This window comes from Janibacter sp. FSL W8-0316 (genome assembly GCF_038004165.1).
Lineage (GTDB): Bacteria > Actinomycetota > Actinomycetes > Actinomycetales > Dermatophilaceae > Janibacter > Janibacter indicus.
The window spans coordinates 2,995,278-3,017,189 of record NZ_JBBOQX010000001.1 but is presented as its reverse complement, the minus strand read 5'-3'; the positions used below and the strand labels follow the sequence as shown (position 1 = coordinate 3,017,189).

14 protein-coding genes are annotated in these 21,912 nt (G+C 74.5%); 6 read left to right on the top strand and 8 right to left on the bottom strand.

Annotation, left to right across the window (positions count from 1 at the left end; translation table 11 throughout):
* Positions 1-109: 109 nt before the first annotated feature.
* Both NYE39_RS14855 and nudC read right to left on the bottom strand, forming a co-directional pair.
* The gene (locus NYE39_RS14855) at positions 110-2,260 is read right to left on the bottom strand and encodes an ATP-dependent DNA helicase UvrD2 (RefSeq protein WP_341013128.1); all 2,151 of its coding nucleotides are present in this window, start codon (positions 2,258-2,260) and stop codon (positions 110-112) included.
* A 56-nt stretch (positions 2,261-2,316) separates the two neighbouring features.
* Positions 2,317-3,237, bottom strand: a complete 921-nt coding sequence (nudC, locus tag NYE39_RS14850; protein WP_341013127.1) for an NAD(+) diphosphatase — start codon at positions 3,235-3,237, stop codon at positions 2,317-2,319.
* 86 nt (positions 3,238-3,323) lie between these two features.
* On the opposite strand from nudC, the gene NYE39_RS14845 reads away from it, so the two are divergent.
* Complete coding sequence (locus NYE39_RS14845; RefSeq protein ID WP_341013126.1) at positions 3,324-4,793, top strand: phosphotransferase; 1,470 nt, start codon at positions 3,324-3,326, stop codon at positions 4,791-4,793.
* 217 nt (positions 4,794-5,010) lie between these two features.
* On the opposite strand, the gene NYE39_RS14840 is transcribed toward NYE39_RS14845, so the two are convergent.
* Complete coding sequence (locus NYE39_RS14840; protein ID WP_341013125.1) at positions 5,011-8,310, bottom strand: ATP-dependent helicase; 3,300 nt, start codon at positions 8,308-8,310, stop codon at positions 5,011-5,013.
* Complete coding sequence (locus NYE39_RS14835; RefSeq protein ID WP_341013124.1) at positions 8,307-11,459, bottom strand: ATP-dependent helicase; 3,153 nt, start codon at positions 11,457-11,459, stop codon at positions 8,307-8,309. The genes NYE39_RS14840 and NYE39_RS14835 overlap by 4 nt, the downstream gene beginning before the upstream one ends.
* A gap of 110 nt (positions 11,460-11,569) precedes the next feature.
* Here NYE39_RS14835 and NYE39_RS14830 point away from each other — a divergent pair, with 110 nt between their 5' ends.
* The 3 genes from NYE39_RS14830 (at position 11,570) to NYE39_RS14820 (ending at position 12,896) form a co-directional block, all read left to right on the top strand.
* Positions 11,570-12,223, top strand: coding sequence for a TetR/AcrR family transcriptional regulator (locus tag NYE39_RS14830; protein ID WP_185221662.1), 654 nt, complete (start codon positions 11,570-11,572; stop codon positions 12,221-12,223).
* Between the two features lie 43 nt (positions 12,224-12,266).
* A complete protein-coding gene (locus NYE39_RS14825; RefSeq protein ID WP_072623903.1) occupies positions 12,267-12,485 on the top strand; it encodes a DUF3107 domain-containing protein in 219 nt (72 codons plus the stop codon).
* A 141-nt stretch (positions 12,486-12,626) separates the two neighbouring features.
* Positions 12,627-12,896, top strand: a complete 270-nt coding sequence (locus NYE39_RS14820) for a GlsB/YeaQ/YmgE family stress response membrane protein (protein ID WP_072623902.1) — start codon at positions 12,627-12,629, stop codon at positions 12,894-12,896.
* A gap of 85 nt (positions 12,897-12,981) precedes the next feature.
* Here NYE39_RS14820 and NYE39_RS14815 read toward each other — a convergent pair whose 3' ends face one another.
* The gene (locus tag NYE39_RS14815) at positions 12,982-13,683 is read right to left on the bottom strand and encodes a ferritin-like fold-containing protein (RefSeq protein WP_083545998.1); all 702 of its coding nucleotides are present in this window, start codon (positions 13,681-13,683) and stop codon (positions 12,982-12,984) included.
* Between the two features lie 215 nt (positions 13,684-13,898).
* Between NYE39_RS14815 and NYE39_RS14810 the strand changes: the two genes are divergently transcribed.
* Positions 13,899-15,446, top strand: a complete 1,548-nt coding sequence (locus tag NYE39_RS14810; protein ID WP_192911539.1) for a DEAD/DEAH box helicase — start codon at positions 13,899-13,901, stop codon at positions 15,444-15,446.
* A 164-nt stretch (positions 15,447-15,610) separates the two neighbouring features.
* Positions 15,611-17,278: a glycosyltransferase family 4 protein gene (locus NYE39_RS14805; RefSeq protein ID WP_341013123.1), complete on the top strand. Its 1,668-nt coding sequence runs from the start codon at positions 15,611-15,613 to the stop codon at positions 17,276-17,278.
* A 15-nt stretch (positions 17,279-17,293) separates the two neighbouring features.
* Here NYE39_RS14805 and NYE39_RS14800 read toward each other — a convergent pair whose 3' ends face one another.
* Genes NYE39_RS14800 through NYE39_RS14790 form a run of 3 tightly spaced genes read right to left on the bottom strand, consistent with a single transcriptional unit; the run spans position 17,294 to position 21,888 of the window.
* The gene (locus NYE39_RS14800) at positions 17,294-18,997 is read right to left on the bottom strand and encodes a glycosyltransferase family protein (protein ID WP_341013122.1); all 1,704 of its coding nucleotides are present in this window, start codon (positions 18,995-18,997) and stop codon (positions 17,294-17,296) included.
* Positions 18,994-21,111, bottom strand: coding sequence for a glycosyltransferase family A protein (locus NYE39_RS14795; protein ID WP_341013121.1), 2,118 nt, complete (start codon positions 21,109-21,111; stop codon positions 18,994-18,996). The genes NYE39_RS14800 and NYE39_RS14795 overlap by 4 nt, the downstream gene beginning before the upstream one ends.
* Positions 21,112-21,114: 3 nt before the next feature.
* Complete coding sequence (locus tag NYE39_RS14790) at positions 21,115-21,888, bottom strand: ParA family protein (protein ID WP_341013120.1); 774 nt, start codon at positions 21,886-21,888, stop codon at positions 21,115-21,117.
* Positions 21,889-21,912: the final 24 nt, after the last annotated feature.

Below are 21,912 nucleotides of genomic sequence, written 5' to 3'. Positions count from 1 at the left end.
CTGCCCTCCTCTCGTCGACGCGCTCTCGGATCACACGCGTGGGTATGTCCGACTGACAACGGCCAACCTAGAGCACACCCGCCGGGTGCGCCACCGAATTAATCTCGGATCAGTCCTCGGGCTCCCCGACGGCCGCCTCGGCGACCTCGTCGGGGTCGGCTCCGCCGACGACGGCGAGCACCTGGTCGGCATAGAGCGAGAGCTTGCGCGGGCCGACACCGCTGATCGCCGACAGGTCCCGCTGGTGGGCCGGCTCGGCCTCGGCGATCGCCTCGAGGGTGGCGTCGGTGAAAACGACGAAGGCGGGCACGGACGCCGCCCGGGACACCGCGAGCCGCCAGGCGCGCAGCCGCTCGAAGGTCGCCTCGTCGTAGGTGGGCGGGCAGTCGGGGCATCGGCCGGAGGCCCGCTCGGTTGCCGTGCTCAGCTCGGTGCCGCACACCTTGCACACCTTGGGCCGGGAGGGCTTGAGGGGGCCGGAGCCGCGAGCAGCCTTGGCGCGCTTGGGCGTCGAGCGTGCGCCCTCGCCGAGGATCGAGCTCGCCTGGTCGAGGAAGCGGCTGACCCGGCGGGTGCCGCGGGCCCCGGGCGTGCGAGCGCGCGCCCACGACAGGTGGAGCACCTCCCGCGCGCGGGTCACCCCGACGTACATGAGCCGCCGCTCCTCCTCGATCTCCTCCGGCCCCTCGGCCATCATGATCGGCAGCAGCCCGTCGGAGCAGCCGGCGAGGAAGACGACGTCCCACTCCAGGCCCTTGGCCGCGTGGAGGGAGGCGAGGGTCACGCCCTCGACGTCGGGGGCGTGCTGGGCGGCGATCCGCTCGTCGAGGTCGCGGACGAGATCGGGCAGCCGCGCGTCGGGCGTGGTCGAGGACAGTCGGCCGGCGAGGTCGACGAGCGCCTTGAGCGACTCCCACCGGGCCCGCACCGCACCGGAGCTCGACGGTGGGTCCTCGTGCCAGCCCATGCCACCGAGCACGTCACCGACGAAGGCCGGCAGCGGCTTGCTCCCGTCGTCGGTGCGGGCGGCGCCGCGCAGCAGGAGCACCGCCTCGCGGACCTCCTTGCGGGAGAAGAAGCGCTCGCCCCCGCGGACGAGGTAGGGCACGTCGGCGTCGGCGAGCGCCGACTCGAAGGCCTCCGACTGGCCGTTGGTCCGGAAGAGGATCGCGATTTCGCGCAGCGGCCGCCCCTGGGCGACGAGCTCCTTGACCTTGCCCGCGACCCAGGCGGCCTCCGCCGGGTCGTCGTCGAGCGCCATGAGCGAAGGGGGGTTCCCCCCTTCGCGCTGCGGCACCAGCTCGACGGCGCCGCCGCGACGCTGACCCTGGGCATCGGTCAGCAGGCGGTTGGCGAGGGCGAGGACGGGCGGGGTGGAGCGGTAGTTGCGCACGAGGCGCACGGTCGCCGCCCCGGGGTGCGTCGCGGTGAAGCGCAGCAGGTGCTCGGGGGTGGCGCCGGTGAAGGAGTAGATCGTCTGGGCGGGGTCGCCGACGACGCAGATGTCGCCGCGGTTGCCGAGCCACAGGTCGAGCAGCCGCTGCTGGAGGGCGTTGACGTCCTGGTACTCGTCGACGACGAAGTGCCGGTACTGGTCGCGCACCGTGCGGGCGATGTCCTCGCGCTCCTCGAGGATGCCGACGGTGAGCAGCAGGACGTCCTCGAAGTCGATGACCCCGCGCTCGCCCTTGACGTCCTCGTAGGTGGCGATGAGCCGGGCCATGGCGGTCAGGTCCATGCCGGGCGCCTCGCGGCGGGCCCGGCGGGCGGCCTCGGGGTAGGTCTCGGGCGTGAGGAGCGAGACCTTGGACCACTCGATCTCGGCGGCGACGTCGCGCAGCTCGCTGCGGTCGAGGCGCATGCCCATGCGGGAGGCGGCCTCGGCGACGGCCGGCACCTTGTGCGCCATGACCTCGGGCGCGGCCCCGCCGATGGCCTGCGGCCAGAAGTAGTGCAGCTGCCGCAGGGCCGCCGCGTGGAAGGTGCGCGCCTGGACCCCGACGACGCCGAGGTCGCGCAACCGCGTGCGCATCTCGCCGGCGGCGCGGGCGGTGAAGGTCACCGCGAGCACCCGCTGCGGCTGGTAGGCACCCGAGCGCACGCCGTAGGCGATGCGGTGGGTGATCGCCCGGGTCTTGCCCGTGCCGGCTCCCGCCAGCACCACCATCGGTCCACTGGGGTGGGCCGCGACCTCGCGCTGCTCGGGATCGAGGCCGGCGAGGATGTCGTCCGCGGTGTGCAGCTCGGGCGAAGGGATCACCCCGGCACTCTCTCACCCGTCACGGACACCGCCCGCGTCGAGGGGCGGGCCCGGGGTCACACCTCGTCGAGCCGGTGCCCGAGCCAGCCCTCGATGAGCCGCGACGAGATCGACAGCCGACCGGCGGCCCGCAGGTAGCCCTCGCGCAGCTGGCTGCGGAACTCCTCGCGGGTGAACCACCGCGCCTCGGCGATCTCGTCGGGTTGCGGGGTGATGTCGGTCGTCGTGGCGCGGGCGGTGCAGCCGATCATCAGCGACGCGGGGAAGGGCCACGGCTGGTCGGCGACGAAGCGCACGTCGGTCACCGCCACCCCGGTCTCCTCCGACACCTCGCGGGCGACCGCCCCGGCGATCGTCTCGCCGGGCTCGAGGAAGCCGGCGAGGACGGAGAAGCGGCCCTCCGGCCAGCCGATGTTGCGGGCGAGAAGGAGCCGGTCGGCGGCGTCGGTGACGGCCATGATGACCGCCGGGTCGGTGCGCGGGTAGTGCTCGGAACCGTCCTGAGGGCAGCGCCTGACCCACCCCGACTGGACGACCTCGGTCGCGGCGCCGCAGCGCGGGCAGCACGGGTGGCGCACGTGCCAGTTGGCCAGGCCGAGCGCCGTCGCGAAGAGACTCGCCTCCTGCGGCGGCAGTTGGGCGGCCACGGTGCGCAGGTCGGCGAAGGGGGCGGCGTCCAGGCGTTCCTCGCGCGGCACCGGCTCCCGGGGTGGCGCCGGGTGGCAGGTGGCGACGTGGGCGATGCCGTCGACGAGACCGAGGTGGACGAGCAGCCCGTCGGCGTCATCCGGCTGCGGCGGCCGCAGGTCGAGCCGTCCGTCAGGACGAAGGGGGGTCTGCTCGCCCCGCAGCTCGAGGACGCGCGTGGCCGGGTCCGCGAGCAGCCGCGGCAGGAGGTCGGGGTCGGACCGCCGCGCACCGTCGCGGTCGATGTCCAAGGCGGTCATGGGCAGGTCGCGCATCGGGTCGTGGTCCACCTCGCCCACAGTAGGCCCGCCACGGATCCCTCGCGTCACGGGCGTCGCTCCCGCCCTCCGGGCCGCCGGACTCGTACGGTGGGCGGGTGACCTCTCGTGGACCGCTGACTCTCGCCGCTCTGGCCAGCGCTGCCGTGCCCGGCCTCGACCCCGACTCGGTCGAAGGAGTCGTGACGCCGGCGGTCTCCCCCTTCGACGTGGCCTTCGTCCAGGACCACGAGCACCGGCGCTGGGTGGTGCGCAGCCCGCGTACGCCCGCTGCCTCCGCGCAGCTCGAGCAGTCGGCCGCGCTCCTGGCGCTGCTCGCGCGGCGCCTGACGATGCCCGTCCCGGCGGTCCGCGGGTGGGCGGCCCTCCCTGAGGGCGGCCGGGCCTGCGTCACCTCCTACCTCACCGGCCGGCTCGTCGACCTCGAGTCGATCGCGCCCGGGTCCCGGCTCGCCGCCGGGCTGGGGCGGGCGCTCGCCCAGCTGCACAACCTCGACACCCGGGTCTACGAGGAGGCCGGTGTCCCGGTCTACGACGCGGCGTCCTACCGCACCCGTCGCCTCGCCGAGCTGGACCGCGCGGCGGCCACCGGCCGCGTGCCCACCGGGCTGCTCGCTCGCTGGGAGGGCATCCTCGACGACGCGTCGCTGTGGGGCTTCGTCGCGACGCCGACGCACGGCGCCATCGGCCCCGGCACGGTCCTGGCCACTCCCGACGACGGCGAGGAGCCTGACGTCAAGGGGCTGCTCGGCTGGGAGTCGGCCCAGGTCGCCGACCCGGCCGACGACCTCGCCCCCCTCGTCGGCGAACTGCTTCCTGAGGCGCTCGACACCGTCCTCGAGGCCTATGCCCACGCCCGGGTCGAGCGCCCGGACCAGCACCTCCAGCGGCGGGCCCGGCTCGTGCACGAGATGCAGCTCGTCCGCTCGATGATGGTCGCCGTCGCCGCCGGTGACGACACGGGCGCCGAGCAGCGCGCCGCCGAGCTGCGTCGCCTCGACAAGCAGCTGGCTGCCGAGGAGACCGCCGAGCAGTCCCGACTCCCGGAGCCGAAGGGGGAGGCCCCCGCCGCGGACGAGGCCCCCGACGAGACCTCCGACGACGCGCCCGACGCGAAGGCCGGCACGACCACCACCCAGCCCGTCGCCACCGCTGCCGCGGCTCAGGCCGCCGAGTCGGACGAGGACCAGGCCGTCGAGGTCGAGCCCACCGGACCTGCGCAGCCCGTCAAGGCCGAGGCATCCGACGCCGTCGACGAGCCTTCGGACGACGGCGAGGCCCCCGCGGCCGCTGCCGACGCCGAGGACGACGTCACCGACGCGAACCTCGACACGGAAGCGACCACCGACGCGGCTGCGGACGCGGACACCGGCCAGGACGCGGGCGAGGCCACCGACGCGGCCGCGGAAGCACCGGCCGAGGCAGGCGCGCCGAGCGAGGCAGGCGAGCCCGAGGAGGTCCCCGTGGCCGTGCCGCGGCAGGGCAATGACCACGAGACCGCCGAGATCGTCCCGATCAACGACGAGGACGACGGCGACGACATCATCCCGGTCCTCCCCCGCCGCTGACCTGCCCCACCCCCTTCGCATTGCCCTACGGCAATGCAATCACCACCCCGCATTGCCCTACGGCAATGCAGTCACCACCCCGCATTGCCGTAGGGCAATGCAGTCACCCGGTCCGGCTCCACGGGATGGGCCAGACCGTGACCCACCGTACGGAGCAACGGCGTAGGCACGCCCGCGCCCCGACACCCCGCCCACCAGGGCGGCGGCACCGCGGCGATCAGGCAACGACCTCCCCGAGGAGCCGCACGACCTCGTCCTCGTCGAGCAGGCGGGTGCGGATGGTCTCGCCGGTCGCGGCGTGGAAGAAGGCCCCCCGGACGCGGGCGGGGTCGAGCCCGCGCCACCGCGCGTAGGCGATCCGGTAGGCCGACAACTGGACTGCGCGGACCTGCGCCTCGTCACCCCGGGGCGGGCGGCCGGTCTTCCAGTCGACGACGGTCACGCCGCCGTCGTCATCGGCGAAGACCGCGTCGACCCGGCCGCGCACGGCGTGCTCCCCGATGACGGTCTCGAGGGAGAGCTCGACCTCGAGGGGCACCCGCTCGGCCCACTCGCTCGCCAGGAAGTGCTCCTGCATCGTGGCCAGGTCGGCGTCACCGAGCGATTCGTCGGCGCTGCCGGGCATCTCGAGCAGGTCGACCAGCCCCGCATCGGCGTAGTGCTGCTCGACCCACGCGTGGAAGGCCGTGCCCCGCCGCCCGGCCACCTGCGGCGGCTGCGGCATCGGGCGTCGCAGGTCGAGGGCGAAGGCCCCGGCGTCACGCGCGAGCGCGACCAGCTGCGAGGTCGACAGGTGCGCGGGCAGCTCGACCTCGACGTCTTCGTCGCGGGCGCGACGACGCTGCTCCCGCTCCCGCAGGAGCAGCCGCATCGTCGCGTCGATCTCGTCGGGCTCGGCACCGACGTCGCCGCCTCCCCCGGCACCGTCAGCCGCCCCGACGTCCACCGCCTCGTCACCGTCGGCCCCGGCGCGCGCGGCCATCGCCGCCGCCGCGGCCTCGAGCCCCGGCCGCTCCGGCGCCGGCTCCCCGCCGGGCCAGCCCACCTGCCGGCCGACCTCGAGCGAGGGGTTGGTCGCCTCGGCAGTCTCGGGCATGTCCGCCCAGCCGAGCACCTCGACCGGCCCGGCCGCGAGCGCCTCGTCGAGGAAGCGAGACTGCAGCCGCGGCTGCTGCCCCGTCGCTCCCCACACCCACGAGCCGAGGAGCAGCTGGCTGCGCGCGCGGGTGAAGGCGACATAGGCCAGGCGCCGCTCCTCGAGCAGCCCGTGCTCGCCGTTGTCGGCCCGGTAGCGCCCCAGCTCCTCCTGCAGAGGCTTGGTCTCGGCCAGGGACAGGTCGAGGTGCGGCAGGCCTTCGCGGTCGCCGCGCAGCGGGAAGGGGACCCCGTCGAGCCCGGTGATCCACCCCGAGTCGTTGACCTGCCCGACGACCCACTGCCCGTCCTTGAGCGAAGCTCGCGACAGGTGCGTCGGGAAGACGCCCTCCGCCAGCCCCGGCACGGCGACGACGTCCCACTCCAGCCCCTTGGCCGCGTGGCAGGTGAGGATCTGCACGGCGTCCTTGGTCGGCTCGACGACCGGCTTCTCCAGCCCACGCTCCTGCTCGACCGCCGCCTCGATCCAGTCGATGAACCCACCGAGCGTCGGACGGTCGGCACTCGAGGCGAACTGCGCCGCCACGTCGGCGAAGGCGTCGAGGTGCGCCCGCGCGGCTCCCGGGGACCAGCCGGGGCGCGCGAGCACCTCGACGTCGACCCCGAGCTCCCGCTCGGCCTCCCCGACGAGGTCGGGCAGGGGCACGCCGGCCTGCCGTCGCAGCCGCGCGACCATCGCTCCGATGTGCTGCAGCCGGCGCAGCGCGCTGCCGCTGATCGTCTGCCCGCCGTCCCCGATCCACCCGGGCTCGGGCAGCCGGTCGAGCGCGTCGACGATCGTCACCGTGTCGTCGGGCCCGGGTGGGGGTGCGTCGTCGCCGAGCTCGGCCCGCGCCTCGCGCGCGAGGTGTCGCGCCCAGGTGCTGAGACCGTCGAGGTCGGCCGGCCCGAGGAGCCCGGGCGGCCCGGTGAGCAGCCGCATGAGCCGGTCGCCGCGCGAGGGGTCCTGCACGACCGTGAGCAGCGAGATGACGTCGGCGACCTCGGGCGTGAGCAGCAGCCCGCCGAGCCCCACGACCTCGTGCGGGATGTTGCGTGCCGCGAGCGCCTCGGCCACGAGGGTGAACTGGCTGCGCTTGCGGCACAGCACCGCCGCCGTGCGCCGCCCGTCTCCCCGCCGGGTCGCGATCCACTCGGCGACCTGCGCCGCCTCGTCGTGGGCGGTCTCGACCCGCAGCGCCTGCACCTGCCCCTGGCCGGCCCCGGGGCGAGGACGAAGGGGGGCCACCGGCACACCGCTCACGGCGCCCAGCGGTCCGGCCACGGCATTGGCGACGGCGAGGATCGACTCGTCGTTGCGCCAGCTCGTCGACAGGTGCTTGACGGGGGCGGCCTCCCCTGCGGTGGCGAAGGACCGCGGGAAGGTCGCCAGCGTCGTCGCGCTCGCCCCGCGCCAGGCGTAGATCGACTGGTGCGGGTCGCCGACGGCGGTGACCGCGGCCGGGGCCTGCCCGGCGGGGGCGAAGAGCTCGCGCATGAGGACCAGCTGCGCCTCGGAGGTGTCCTGGAACTCGTCGAGCAGCACGACCCGGAAGCGGTCGCGCTCGGCCTGCCCGAGGTCGGGGAAGCGCGTCGCCAGGGCGGCCGCGAGCGCCATCTGGTCGGAGAAGTCCATGACCGACCGCTCGCGCTTGACCTCGCGGTAGCGCTCGACGATCGGCAGCACGAGACGCTGCTGCGCCATGGGTGTCATGACCTTGCCGCGGAAGTCCTTGGTGAAGTCCTTGCCCGCGGCGGCCACGCCCTCGAGGTGCGCGAGGGTCCGCCGGGCGAAGTCGTCGACCTCCGCCGGCGAGCGCAGGTGCTCGGCCAGCTCGCCCGCGAGCGAGACGACGGCATTGGTCACCGTCGACTCGGTCTTGTCGATGTCGGCCATCGGCCCGTCCCAGGCGACGACGACCTCGTGCGCGAGCTGCCAGGTGGCGGCTTCGGAGAGCAGGCGGCTGTCCTTTTCGTAGCCCAGGCGCAGGGCGCCCTCACGGACGAGGCGACCGGCGTAGGCGTGGTAGGTCGAGATCGTCGGGGTGCCACCGAGTCCGTCGGCGTCGGGCTCCTGCGGCGGCGACCAGACCCCCGCCGACTCGAGCGTCGCCAGACGTCGCCCGACCCGCTCGGCGAGCTCGCCGGCCGCCTTGCGGGTGAAGGTCAGACCGAGGACCTGCTCGGGGGTGACGAGGTCGTTGGCCACGAGCCACACGACGCGCGCGGTCATCGTCTCGGTCTTGCCCGAGCCGGCGCCGGCGACGACGAGCAGCGGATCGAGCGGTGCCTCGATGATCTCGCGCTGCTCGTCGGTCGGCGGGTGCTCCTGACCGAGGGCACGGGCCAGGTCGACGGCGGAGATGCGGGGCGGGTGGCTCATCGCAGTCGGCCTCCTTCTTCGTGGGCGGGGCAGGACGAGCGGACCGGGCAGATGCGGCACCGGTTGTCCTCGGGCCGGGCGACGAAGGTCGCCGCGGCCATGCCGTCGGCCGTGTCGGTGATCAGGTCGTGGAAGTGGCGCGGCTGGTCGCTGTCGGCGATCGGCTGCTGCTCCTGCACGGCGTTGCGGGAGGTGCGGGCCCGCCCAAGGTGGACGAGCGCCGCACCGGCGCCCTCGCGCCCGTGCTCGCCGAAGCCGCCCTCGGCGATGGCCACCTGGTAGGAGCCGAGCTGCGGGTGCTCGACGAGCTCGGCGGCCGTGGGCGCGGACGCCCCGGTCTTGTAGTCGATGACCCGCAACCGCCCCTGCTCGTCGGCCTCGAGCCGGTCGACGCTGCCGCCGAGCACCGCGCGCCCGAGCTCGACCCGGAAGCCCGCCTCGGTCGCGACCGGGCGCCACCCCTCGGCCCGGGCGCGCTGGTGGTACTCGGCCAGCCAGTGCACCATCTGACGGGCTCGCTCGAGCTTCTGGTCGGTCACCCACCCCGGGGCCATCCCCAGCTCGGGCCACCTCCGCTCGAGCTCCGCGAGGAAGGCCGCCTCCCCCGCGTCACCGAGCTCGTGGGCGATGTCGTGGACGAGCGTGCCGACCTCCTGCGAGACGCTGCTCGGGCCGTCTCCGCCCGACGACTGCAGCAGCCACCGCAGCGAGCACTCGCCGAAGAGCGCCACCCGCGAGGGGCTGACGCGCACCGGATCGTGGGGACCGCGCAGCGCCCTGGCGTCGCTGAGGTCGCGCAGGGCCCACCACGTCGACGGCGCCGCCCCGGGCACGCCGGCCGCGGCGAGGTGCGCCAGGCGGGCGACCGCGCGGGCCACGACCCCGGAGTCGGTGCTCGCGAGCCGCTGCCGCAGCACGGCGACGAGCCCGGTGAGGTCGAGCGGCGCCGGCACGTCGGTCGGCTCGCGCCGGCTGCCGTCGTCGTCGCGCGGGTCGACGACGTCGAGGTAGACCGAGGGCTGCTCGTCCTCGGCCGCGACGGCCGTGACGACGACCCGCTCGGTGGCGCGGGTGAGCGCGACGTGGAAGAGCCGCGTCTCGTCGTGGCGCACCGCGGTCGCCGCACCGGCACCCGTGCGGTCGCGACCGGTGACGACGTCGACGAGCCGCTCGGAGCCCAGCAGCGAGCCGCGCAGCCGCAGGTCGGGCCACACGCCCTCCTGCACCCCGGCGACGACGACGGTGTGCCACTCGCGTCCGGCGGCGGTCTGCGGGGTGACGAGGGCGACCGCGTCGGCGTCGGGGCTGCGGGCCGCCAGCGAGTCGGCGGCGACGGCCTGCCCGGCGACCGCGTCGAGGAAGGCGTCAGGGCCGGACGCGGGCAGGGCGTCCTGGTGGGCGGCGGCCGCGTCGAAGAGCGCGACGACCGCGTCGAGCGAGCGGTCGGCCCGGACGCCCGCCGCACCGCCGGCGAGAGCCGTCGAGCGCCAGGCGTCGGCGACGCCGAGGGCCCGCCACAGCTCCCACAGGACCGACTCGGCGGACACGCCCGGCGCCCAGCCGGTCTCGGTCGTGGTGGCTACCGCCCGCCCCGCCGCGAGGGCCACGGCCAGACGACGAAGGGGGCCCACGTCGTCACCCAGGTGAGCCAGCCGCTCGGGGTCGAGGACGACCTCGCCGAGCAGCTCGTCGCTCGTGCGGGCGCCCCCGGCCGCGAGCTCCTCGTGGCGCAGCACCCGCCGCAGCCGGCGGACCGCCACGGTGTCGGCGCCGATGACGGGGCTGGTCAGCAGGTCGAGCACGTCGGGGGCCTCGAGCCCGTCGATGCGGCCGCGCGCGAGGCCGACGACCGCGGTGAGCAGCTGCAGCAGCGGCCGGGCCGCCGGCTCGTCGCGCACCGGCACCCGGTGGGCGTCACCCTGCACGGGCACCCCGCGCGCGGCGAGCACCCGACGCAGCGTCGCCTGCCGGGCCGAGCCGCGGACGACGACCGCCAGCTGCCGCCACGGCACACCACCGAGCAGGTGCGCGGCGCGCAGCTCGTGGGCGACGAAGGCCGCCTCCTGCGCGCTCGAGTGGAGCACGTGGGCCTCGACGACGCCACCGTCGGCCGCGGGCGCGGCCCCGCGCTGCGCGCCGCCGCCGAGCGCGGCGATCTTGGGCGTCACCCGCGCCGCCGCGGCGTGCACGGCCGCGGGCAGCCGGTGGCCCCGCGTGAGGACGTGGGTCTCCTCGTCGCGCCCGGGCCACGGGTCGACGAGGTGGTGCGGGTCGGCCCCGCGGAAGCCCTGGACCGTCGCGTCGGGGTCGCCGACGAGGACGAGGTCGACGCCGCTGCCGGTGAGCACGCGCAGCAGCCGGGCCGCGGGCGCGGTGAGCTCGTGGGCGTCGTCGACGACGACGACGCGCAGCCCGGACCGCACCCGGTCGCGGGCCTCGGGGTCGTCCTCGAGCAGCTCGGCGGCGGCCGCGAGCACCCACGCCGGGTCGAAGGCCCCCGGCCGCGACAGCGCGGTCACCTCGTCGTACTCACGGGCGACCTGCGCGGCGGCGACCCACTCGGGCCGCCCGTGCTCGCGCCCGAGGGTCGCCAGGTCGTCGGGCGAGACGCCGTGCTCGATGGCCCGCATGAGCAGGTCGCGCAGCTCCTCGCGGAACCCACGGGTCGGCAGCGCCTCGGCGAGGTCGTCGGGCCACGCCGGCCCGCCGCCGGACTCGCGGTGGCCGGCGAGCAGCTCGCCGAGCACGAGGTCCTGGTCGGCGCCGGAGAGCAGGCGCGGCGCCGGCTGGCCGAGGAGCGCCGCCTGCTGCCGCAGCACCGCGAACCCGAGCGACTGCATCGTGCGCGCCATCGGCTCGGTCGTCGCCCCGATGAGGCCGGCGGTCACGGCATCGCGTGCCTCGGCGGCGGCGAGCCGGGTCGCCGCGACGAGCAGCACCTCGTCGGGCCGGCACTCCCCCTGCCGCACCCGGTCGAGGACCGCGGCCACGGCCACCGTGCTCTTGCCGGTGCCGGGGGCACCGAGCACCCGCACGAGGTCGGCCCGGGAGGCGATGGCGAGCGCCTGCTCCTCGTCATGACGAAGGGGGGCGCCCGCCCCCTTCGTCACGGGTCGCCGCAGGTGCACGCTCGCCAAGTCTTCAACCACGACGCCATCCCATCACCTCGACCCGACAGCCTCCCCGGCGCACGAGCCGTCACTACCGCGCAGTAGGATCCTGTGACCCACCACACGGTGGGCTGATCCCCGGAGGAACCATGAGCTCCCACGCGACCGGCACCCGCGTCCAGCGGATGCCCCGCGCCCAGCGACGGGCCCAGCTGCTCGGCGCGGCGCTGACCGTTTTCGTCTCCAAGGGCTACCACGCGGCCGCGATGGAGGACATCGCCGACGAGGCCGGGGTGTCCAAGCCGGTGCTCTACCAGCACTTCCCGGGCAAGCTCGACCTCTACCTCGCCCTCCTCGACAACCAGTGCGACCACCTCGAGACACTCGTGCTCGAGGCGCTCAACTCCAGCGAGGACCACGAGGAGCGCGTCTACGCGACCGTCCGCGCCTTCTTCACCTTCGTCGCCGACGAGGGCGGCGCCTTCCGCCTGATCTACGAGTCGGACCTGACCAACGAGCCCCAGGTGCGCCACCGCATCGACGCCCTCGAGGCCCAGCTCGGCGAGGCGATCGCCCAGCGGATCATCCAGGACACCACGCTGCCGCTCGAGCTGGCCGAGATGCTCGGCCTGGCGATGTCCGGCGCGGCGCAGGTCATGGCCCGCACCTGGCTGGCGCACGGCTCGCAGTTCCCGCTGGAGGTCGCGGCGCAGGCCGCGGGTCACCTCGCCTGGCGCGGCATCGGCTCCTTCCCCGTCAACCGCATGGGCGACCCCGACCGTGGCACGCCCGGGCAGGAGTGACACGATGAGCGCGAGTCACAGCACCGACAACCAAGGAGTGACCGTGGAGGTCAAGATCGGGATCCAGAACGTCGCCCGCGAGGTCGTCCTCGAGGCGAGCGGCTCCGAGGCGGAGATCGAGGCCGCCGTGCAGGCCGCGCTCGACGGTGGCGCCCTCGTGCTCACCGACGACAAGGGCCGCCGCGTCATGGTCCCCGCCGGCGCGCTCGGCTACGTCGAGGTCGGCGAGCCGAGCCGTGGTCGGGTGGGCTTCGGCGCCTGATCGCCGGGGCCACCGCGCCCAAATCGTCACTTCCTGAGATTCGCCCCACCCGTCTCAGGAGTCTATGTTGGTCACGGAGCCCGCACGGGCTACCTGAGCGCGTCCGCTCACCCCTGTCGGGCGCAAGAAGGAGTGATCACTGTGATTGGTTCCATCATCGGCGCGATCATCGTCGGCGCCATCATCGGTGCGCTGGCCCGCCTCGTGCTGCCGGGCAAGCAGAGCATCTCGACGCTCGTCACCGTCGTCCTGGGCATCCTCGGCTCGCTCATCGGGTCCTGGGTCGTCTACCAGATCGGCTACAGCAACTCCAACGGCGGCTTCGAGATCATCCCTTTCCTCGCCGGCATCATCGCCGCCGCGGTCCTGATCGTCGTCTACGGCATGGTCGTCGGCCGCAAGCAGGTCTGACGCACCAGCGCGAAGGGGGTCCCGCCCAGTCGGCGGGACCCCCCTTCGTCATGTCGTGGGGCTGCGGACGGTGACGGCAGGCGCCTCAGGCGGACATGCCGAGGCGGGCCATCCGCTGCTGGTGCCGGTCGGTGAGCCGCTGCATGAGCTCGCCGACCTCCTCGAGGGTGGCGCCGGGCCGGTCGTGGCTCAGGCCGAGGACGAGCTCGCTGAGGGCCTCGCGCTGGGCGGCGACGACCTGCCCCTGGGTGAGGGCCTCGCCCATGAGCCGTCGGCCCCACAGCGCGAGCGGGCCACCGCGGCGCGGGTCCTCCCTGATGCCGCGACGCACCGCGGCGACGATCGTGTCGCGGTCGGCCTGCAGGCCACCGGTCTGCTCGATGACCGCCCGCGCCGCGGGGTCGACGTAGCGCGAGATCTCGACGAAGAAGTCACGCGCGATGCCGTCACCGATGTAGGCCTTGACCATGCCCTCGAGCAGGTCACGTGGCCGGGTGCGCGCGTGGTAGGCCTCGAAGGCGTCCTCGAAGGGCGCCATCGCGGCAACCGGGTCACCGCCGAGGGCGACGATGTGGTCGCACAGCTGCTCGTGGCTCTGGAACTCGCGCACCGCCATGCTCGCCAGCGCGCGCTTGAGGACGAGGTCACGGGCCATCTCGGAGTCCGCCGCCATCCGGGTGAATCCGGAGATCGAGCCGTAGGCGATGACCCCGAGGAGCTCGATCGTCCCCTCGCGCTCGCGGTCGCCGAGCTCGGGCACGGACGAAGGGGGAACCTGCTCGCTCATGGTCGCAGCCTAGTGGCGCACCGGCCTCGTTTCGGCTCCGGGAGGGGGTCGCGGGTAGCATGAGGTCGACCAGCGGTGCCCGGTCGGCATCCTTTGCCCCGGACGAGACGTCCGGCGCGGTCGCCCCACGTGGCGGCAGACCGCTTGACTCACCTCCGATCGGCCCGTGCCACCCACGGCGCGCGATGCGTCGTTCACGCTGATCGAGAGATTCCATGACCGACACCGACACCGACACGACCGTGCCCGCGTCCGACGCCGAGCGCGAGGCCGTCCAGGCCACGCCCGACGTCGAGGGCACCGCGCCCGAGGCGGCGCAGCAGACCTTCGGCGACTTCGACGTCCACCCCGACATCGTGGACGCGCTCGCCGACGCGGGGATCATCCACCCCTTCCCCATCCAGGCGATGACCCTGCCCGTCGCCCTCGCGGGCCACGACATCATCGGCCAGGCCAAGACCGGCACGGGCAAGACGCTCGGCTTCGGCGTCCCGATGCTCAACCGCATCGACCTGGAGTCCGACGACACCCGCCCGCAGGCCCTCGCGGTCGCCCCGACCCGTGAGCTGGCCAGCCAGGTCGCCGCCGACCTCGAGCGCGCCGGCAAGCGCCTGGGCATCAAGGTGCTCACCGTCTACGGTGGTCGCGCCTACGAGCCGCAGATCGAGGCGCTGAAGAAGGGCGTCCACGTCGTCGTCGGCACCCCGGGTCGCCTCATCGACCTGGCCCAGCAGCGCCACCTCGACCTGTCGGGCACCAAGACGGTCGTCCTCGACGAGGCCGACGAGATGCTCGACCTGGGCTTCCTGCCCGACGTCGAGAAGATCATGGCGATGACCTCCCCGGCCCGCCAGACGATGCTCTTCTCCGCGACGATGCCCGGCGCGATCGTCGCCCTGGCCCGTCGCTACATGACCCAGCCGACGCACATCCGCGCGATGAGCGAGGACGGCGAGGGCGACAGCCACACCGTCAAGGCGATCGAGCAGTTCGTCTACCGCGCGCACGCGATGGACAAGGTCGAGATGCTCGCCCGCATCCTGCAGGCCAAGGACCGCGGTCTGACGATCATCTTCTCGCGCACCAAGCGCACCGCGGCCAAGGTCGCCGACGAGCTCACCGACCGGGGCTTCGCCGCGGCGTCGATCCACGGTGACCTCGGCCAGGGCGCCCGCGAGCAGGCGCTGCGTGCCTTCCGCAATGGCAAGGTCGACGTCCTCGTTGCCACCGACGTCGCCGCGCGCGGCATCGACGTCACCGACGTCACCCACGTCATCAACTACCAGTGCCCCGACGACGAGAAGACCTACGTCCACCGCATCGGCCGCACCGGCCGCGCGGGCAACACGGGCATCGCCGTCACCTTCGTCGACTGGGACGACGAGACCAAGTGGGCGATGATCAACCGCGCCCTCGACCTGGGCATCCCCGAGGCCGTCGAGACCTACTCCTCGAGCCCGCACCTCTTCACCGACCTCGACATCCCCGAGGGCACCAAGGGCCGCCTCCCCCGCGGGCAGCGCACCCGCGAGGGCCTCGACGCCGAGCGCCTCGAAGACCTCGGCGAGACCGGCAAGTCCAGCGGTCGTCGCTCCGGCGGCGGGCGCGGTGGCTCCGGCGGCCGCGGCAACGGCGGTGGCCGTGGTGGCGAGCGCTCCGGCCAGACCGAGGCCAAGGGCGACGGCGAGTCCCGTCCCCGTCGTCGCCGCAACCGCCGCCGCACCCGCGGTGGCCAGTCGCAGGCCTCGGGCTCGGAGAGCTGAGCGGCTCCTCCCTTCGTCCCACCCGTCTCCCGATTCTCGGGTGACCCGAGAAACTGCCTCTTCGCAAGAGTTTCAAACCCTTGCGAGGGGGCAGTTTCTCTTGCCCAGTGCGAAGGGGGCCCGCCTCCCGGCTCCCTTCGGCCCGGCGAACTAGGCTGCCTCGGGTGCGTGACCCCCGAAGCCTCGCCCGCGGCGCCGCCCGCCGGGCCTACGCGACCCTGCAGCGCCTGCGTCCCCGCCCGACGGCCTCCGACGGGAGCAGCGCGGCAGAGGTCACCGCGCGGCTCGCGACACTGACCGAGCAGCGCGACCACGCCGGCGCCGTCGACCTCGTCCGTCGCGAGGTCGACGCGCTGGGCCGGGACTCCGGCTTCCTCGACCAGGCCCGCCGCAGCGCCTCGCGGGCCGGCGAGCCGAGCCTGCAGGCCGAGATGACCCGCGCCCAGCTCGCCGTGACCCCCCGCCTCGCCGGCCCCGCCCGCACCCGTCTGGCCGCGGCGCTCGACCAGGTCGAGGGGCGACTGCGTGAGACCGACCCGGCGTGGTCCCCTTCGCTCGACCCCGCCGCGGTCCGCGCCGCCCGCACCCGCCAGGAGCGCACCGCTCCCGGCGGCGGCCGCCGCGTCGTCCACCTGCTGAAGATCGCCCTGCCCCACCGGCAGTCCGGCTACTCCGTGCGCACCCGCTACAACCTCGCCGCCCAGGTGCAGGCCGGCATGGACCCGGTGGCGATCACGGCGCTCGACTTCCCCGGCGGTGACGCCCCGGAGGTCGAGGAGGTCCACGGCATCCGCCACCGGCACCTGCTGCGCGAGCACGTGCCCGGCGACGAGCGGGTCGACAGCTACCTTGACGCCTACGCGAGCGCCCTGCTGCCGGCCGTGGCAGAGGAGGCCCCCGACCTGCTCCACGTGCACTCCGGCGGCCGCGGCTACGAGGCGGCCCTCGTCGGGCGCGCCGTCGCCGACGCCCTCGACATCCCATGGGTCTACGAGGTGCGTGGCTTCTTCGAGGCGATCTGGAGCCAGGACCTCGATCGGGCCGAGTCCGCCGAGACCTACCGCCGCCGGCGCGACACCGACACCCGGTGCATGCAGGCCGCCGATGCGGTCATCACCCTCAGCGAGTCGATGCGCTCGGACATCATCGGTCGCGGTGTGCCCGCCGACCGGGTCCACGTCGTGCCCAACGGCGTCGACGCCCAGGCCTTTGCGCCACGCTCCCGGCGCGACGACCTCGTCGACGACTACGGCCTGCGCGACCGCTTCGTCTTCGGCTACGTCTCCAACCTCGACCACTACCGCGAGGGGCAGGAACTGCTCGTCGACGCCGCCGTCGCCCTGCGCGAGCGCGGCGTCGACGCGGTGGCGCTCGTCGTCGGCGACGGCACCCGGCGCGCCGAGCTCGAGGCCCACGCGGAGGCCGTCGGCGCGGGTGACGCCGTGGTCTTCACCGGCCGGGTCCCCCATGACGAGGTCCTCGACCACTACGCCCTCATCGACGTCTTCGTCGTCCCCCGCGTCGACGAGCAGGCGGCCCGCCTCGTCACGCCGCTCAAGCCCTTCGAGGCGATGGCCACGGGTCTGCCCGTGCTCGTCTCCGACCTGCCGGCCCTCACCGAGATCACCGGCGAGGGCGCGTGGGGCGAGTCCTTCGCCGCGGGTGACGCCAGCGCCCTGACCGACGCGCTCGAGCGACTGGCCGGCGACCCGGGGCGCCGGGCCGAGCTCGCGGCCGCCGGGCGGGCATGGGTCGAGACCGAGCGCTCCTGGGCGGCCAACGGCCAGCGGTACGCGCAGGTCTACGAGCAGGTGCTCGGCGCGCGCGCCTGACCCCGGTGAGCGCCCTCAGACGTCGACGTGCTCGCGCGGGTCGCCGTAGAAGACCACCCGGCTCGAGGCGTTCATGAAGGACGCGTCCTCAAGGGTCCACGTGTGCGCGTGCCGGTCGGTGCCGCGGATGCTCACGTAGTTGAAGCGGTCGGACGAGTAGGTCCGCACCCCGGCCGCCTGGGCGCGGTTGAGCAGGTCGGTGTCGACCGCGCGCGGCAGGTCGGAGAAGCGCAACCGCCGCGCGACCTCGCCCTGCATGAGGATCGAGCCGCCCTGGACGAGCCGCTCGAAGCGGTGCTCGCTGCGCGGGAAGCGCAGGATCACCGCGCCGGTGCTGCGCAGCCAGGTGTAGTGCGCCCACTTGCCCGCGATGCCCGCGCCGGAGTAGTCCAGCGCGTCGACGAGGTCGAGCAGGTAGTGCCGCCCGTAGAAGTTGTCGTCGTCGATCTTGGCCACGTGCGCACCGTCGCTGGCGTCGATGCCGAGGTTGAGGCAGGCGCCGAGGGTGAGCGAGGAGTCGGCGGGCACGACGACGAGCTGGTCGATGCCCCGCTCCCGGAAGCGCGCCTCCACGTCGGCGACGTCGACGTCGAGCCCGTGGAGCACGAGGACGACCTGCAGCTCCCCGCTCTCGCGCAGCGACTGCCGGGCCATGTTGTCGGCGACGGTGTCGAGCTCGTGGGCGCGGTTGGTCGAGATGACCGCGCTCACGCTCCGGTCGAAGGGAGCACCCGTCGCCTGCCGCAGGTCACGGGGGCGGCCGACGAGAGCCTCGAGGTCGGCGGCCCGGTGGGCGAAGGTGTGCCCGCCGCGGACGGCGCGGGCAGCCGGCAGACCCACCCGGTCGACGAGCTCGTCCTGCCACAGGTGCGCGCGCACCTGCAGCGCCAGCTGGGTGTCGTCCTCGACCCGGCAGGTGTGCTCGGCCAGGGACTCGGGCAGCCGGTCGATCGTGGCGCCCGTGGCGACGACCGCCGTGCCGGCCGCCGCGGCCTCGAGCACGTGCCACGGCGCGATGGGACGGTCGGCGACCAGCGCCGCGGCCCGGTAGCGCCCGAGGACCGGGCGGTCGCCGGGCAGCTCGCTCGCCGCGTCGTCGCCGCCGATGACGTCGAGCCGCTGCGGCTGCACGGGGGCGAGTCGGTCGAGGTCGACCTCGGCGTCGCCGACGAGGGCGACGACCTGCTCGCGCGCCTCGGTCGCACCGACGAGCGAGGGCGCGTGGACCGTGTGGTCGACGGCCGGTGCCAGGTGACGCACCTCGCGGCCGAGGGCCGCGGCCCACTCGGGGATGCTCGCGGCGTCGTCGACGTGGATGTGCACGGGTGCGGTGACGCCTTCGACGAGACGCGCGACGTCGTCGGCCACGACCCGGGCGCTGCTCGTCACCCACACGATGACCGGCACCTCGACGCCCGCGACGGCCGCCCGCTGCCGCCCGAAGGGGGCCGCCACCGTCACGCTCGATCGCGCGTCGACCTCGACGAGCACCGCGTCGGGGTCCTCGTCGGTGATGAGCCACTGGCTCGCCAGCCCGGAGCGCACGCGGTCGGAGGCGTGGACCTCGACGCGCAGCCGCTCGAGCGAGCGTCGCTCCGGGGACACCGGGGCGGTGACCCGCGCCTGCCGCCGGCTCCGGGCACGTCGGGCACGGGGGGTGGCGGTCGCGTCGCGCACGGCCGCGCGAACGGCCTTGGCGGGTCCGGTCAGGGCACTCATCGCATCTCCTCGGCGAGCTGGTGGACCCGTGCTCGGGCCTCGTCCTCGGGCAGCCACAGGGCGCTGCCGGCCGGCACGCCCCACGTCACGAGCTCGGCCTCGACGGCGGACCGGGTCCAGGCCGGCTCGACGAGGTGGGTGCGGGCGCCGCTCGGGGTGCTGACGACGACCTCACCGGTCGTCAGGTCGGGAGCCGGTCGTCCGACGGCCAGCGCCTCGGCCCGACGGACCCAGGTCACCGCGGCCTCGACGGGCTCCTCGGGGTGCACCTGGATGAGGTCGTCGGCGTGGTCGACGAGCCGGCGCACGGCGGGCAGCAGGCCCTTGCGGTACAGGCGCAGCCGCGCCGGATTTTCGCGGTGGAGCAGGCCGACGCGCACGTCGAGGTCGAGCAGCTCGTCGAGCACGTCGCGCAGCTCGCGGGGGTCGGCCATCGTGTCGGCGGCGTCGTCGACGACGAGCACGTCGAAGGGAGCCAGCGGCCGCGTCGAGATCCACGCGTGCGGCGCGGTGAAGGGGCGGCCGGGCGCACTGTCGCGCTCGGGGTCGGACTCGCCGTGACGGGTGGCCCAGTCGAGGACGAGTTCCCGGGGGACGTCGGCACCGGCGGCGACCGGCGGCAGCTCCCCCTTCGTCCTGGCGGTGACCAGCTGACGGTGCCACGCCTTGTAGGCCGAGCGGTAGGCCAGGCGCGCGCCGATGCCCCAGCCGACGCCGAAGTCGCTGCGGGACAAGGACCCCGAGCGCAGGCGGGTGATCTGCAGGGGCGGGGTGACCATCGGGGGGACCTGCCCGGTGACCGCCTCGATGCGGGCGTTGTACTCGCTGTCGGCGCTCTTGCGCACGTCGTCGAAGCTGCCCACCCGCTCGTGCGTGGACCGCCGCATCACGAGGCCGGCAGCGTTGTGCCGCACTGCGGGGTAGCCCAGCCAGGCGAGCCGCAGGTCCTCGCTCGCCCGGATCGCCAGGGCGTGCGTCGCGACGACCTCGGGGTCGGCGAGCAGCGGGAGCACCTGCCGCTCGATGCGCTCGGGATGGCACCAGTCGTCGGCGTCGAGGAAGGCGAGGAACTCCCCCTGCGCCTGCGCCAGACCGAGGTTGCGCGCACGGTAGGCCCCGCCGTTGCGCTCGCGGGTGATGACCCGGGCGCGCGGGTCCAGGGCGGCGATGCGGGCGATCTCGTCAGCGAAGTCCGGCCCGGACGCGTCGTCGACGACGAGCACCTCCAGGCGCGACCAGGTCTGGTCGAGCAGGGCCCGGATCGCCGTGGCGAACCACGGGCCGGGGCGGTAGGCGGTGACGACGACGCTGACCAGGGGCAGGTCGTCGGGGTCGACGTCGCGGCCGGTGGCCTCACGGAACCGCTCGCGCAACCCGGCGCGGCGGGCCGCCAGCTCGTCGGCGTCGGGACCGACCCGGTCGTAGACGTCGAGGTCGTCACCGAAGGCGGCGACCGACTCCGGTCCGACGACGGCGGCCAGCTCGGCGTCGGTGAGCAGCCGCGGCACGAGCATCCCCGCGTCACGCCAGCGGCGGGTGAGCAGCTCCAGCCAGGCGTCGCGGTCGCCCGTGATCGAGGGGTGCGCCAGGTCGGTCTCGAGGTCGAGGCGTTCGTCGTCGCTGAGCGCGGTCAGCCGCGGCAGCTGGGCGGCGAGGACGGCGGCGCCCTCCCCCGCCTCGGTCTGGCGGGCGAGCAGCGTGTGGGCGTGCAGCAGGCACTGCCGCCCGGTCAGGGCGCCCGCGTGACCGTCATCGACGAGCTCGCGGAAGACCGCGGAGCCGGTCCGGGCGAGGTCGGCGTCACCGCTGGTGACGAGCAGCTCGGCCCAGCCGGCCCGCCAGCTCGGCGCCCCCGTGCGCTCGGCGAGGAGTCGGGCCGCGTCGCGGAGCAGGGCCGAGCGGGTGCGGTGGCCGGTGGCGACGAGGTCGTCGACCCCGATCTGCTCGGCACCGCGCGCATAGCCGGCGACGAGCGGGTCGGCACCGGTGAGCGGCGTGGGCCGCAGCCGGGCGCGAAGGGGGTCGATCACCCGTCGTCGGGCGGCCGGGTCGCCGGTGACGACCGCCCGCAGGCCGCCGACCGCGAGGGTGCGGGCGCGTTGCAGGGTCGGCACGGCTCAGATCGCCGCGAGGATGGCTTCGGTGACCTCGCGGTAGGCGGTCGCGCCCTTGCTGGAGCGGGCGGTGTCGAGGATCGAGCGACCGGCGGCGGGCGCCTCGGCGAAGCGCACCGTGCGCGGGATCGGCGGCGAGAGCACCGGCAGTTTGTAGCGGGTGCCGAGGTCCTCGAGAACCTCGCGGGAGTGGTTGGAGCGGCCGTCGTACATCGTCGGGAGGATGCCGATGGTCTTGAGCTTCTTGTTGAGCAGGCGCTTGACGTCCTTGACCGTGTCGAGGAGCTGGCCGACCCCACGGTGGCTGAGCATCTCGGCCTGCATCGGGATGATCAGACCGGTCGCCGCGGTGAGCGCCGAGAGGGTGAGCACCCCCAGGCTGGGGCTGCAGTCGAGGAGGATGACGTCGTAGTCGCCGCGCACGTCCTCGAGCACCGACTGGAGGACGAACTCGCGCCCGGGGCGGGTGAGCAGCTGGGCCTCGGCGCCGGCGAGCTCGATCGTCGAGGGCAGCAGGTCGATGCCGTCGCTCGCCTCGAGGATCGCGTCGCCGATCTCGGCCTGGCCGAGGACGACCTCGTTGACCGAGGGCTCGACCGCGTCGGGGTCGATGCCGAGGCTGAAGGTCAGGCTCGCCTGCGGGTCGAGGTCGACGAGGAGGACCCGCCGGCCGAGCTCGGCCATCGCGGCACCGATCGAGGCCACGGACGTCGTCTTGGCGACGCCCCCCTTCTGGTTGGCGACCGCGATGATCGCCGCCTTCTTCGCCCGTGCCACGTCTGACGCCTTTCGCCTGGGAGC

Bases quoted from the DNA above. Each gene is read 5' to 3' on its own strand.
- NYE39_RS14800 (WP_341013122.1), bottom strand. From the start codon at position 18,997: ATGAGTGCCCTGACCGGACCCGCCAAGGCCGTTCGCGCGGCCGTGCGC.
- NYE39_RS14815 (WP_083545998.1), bottom strand. From the start codon at position 13,683: ATGAGCGAGCAGGTTCCCCCTTCGTCCGTGCCCGAGCTCGGCGACCGC.
- NYE39_RS14840 (WP_341013125.1), bottom strand. From the start codon at position 8,310: ATGAGCCACCCGCCCCGCATCTCCGCCGTCGACCTGGCCCGTGCCCTC.
- NYE39_RS14830 (WP_185221662.1), top strand. From the start codon at position 11,570: ATGAGCTCCCACGCGACCGGCACCCGCGTCCAGCGGATGCCCCGCGCC.
- NYE39_RS14810 (WP_192911539.1), top strand. From the start codon at position 13,899: ATGACCGACACCGACACCGACACGACCGTGCCCGCGTCCGACGCCGAG.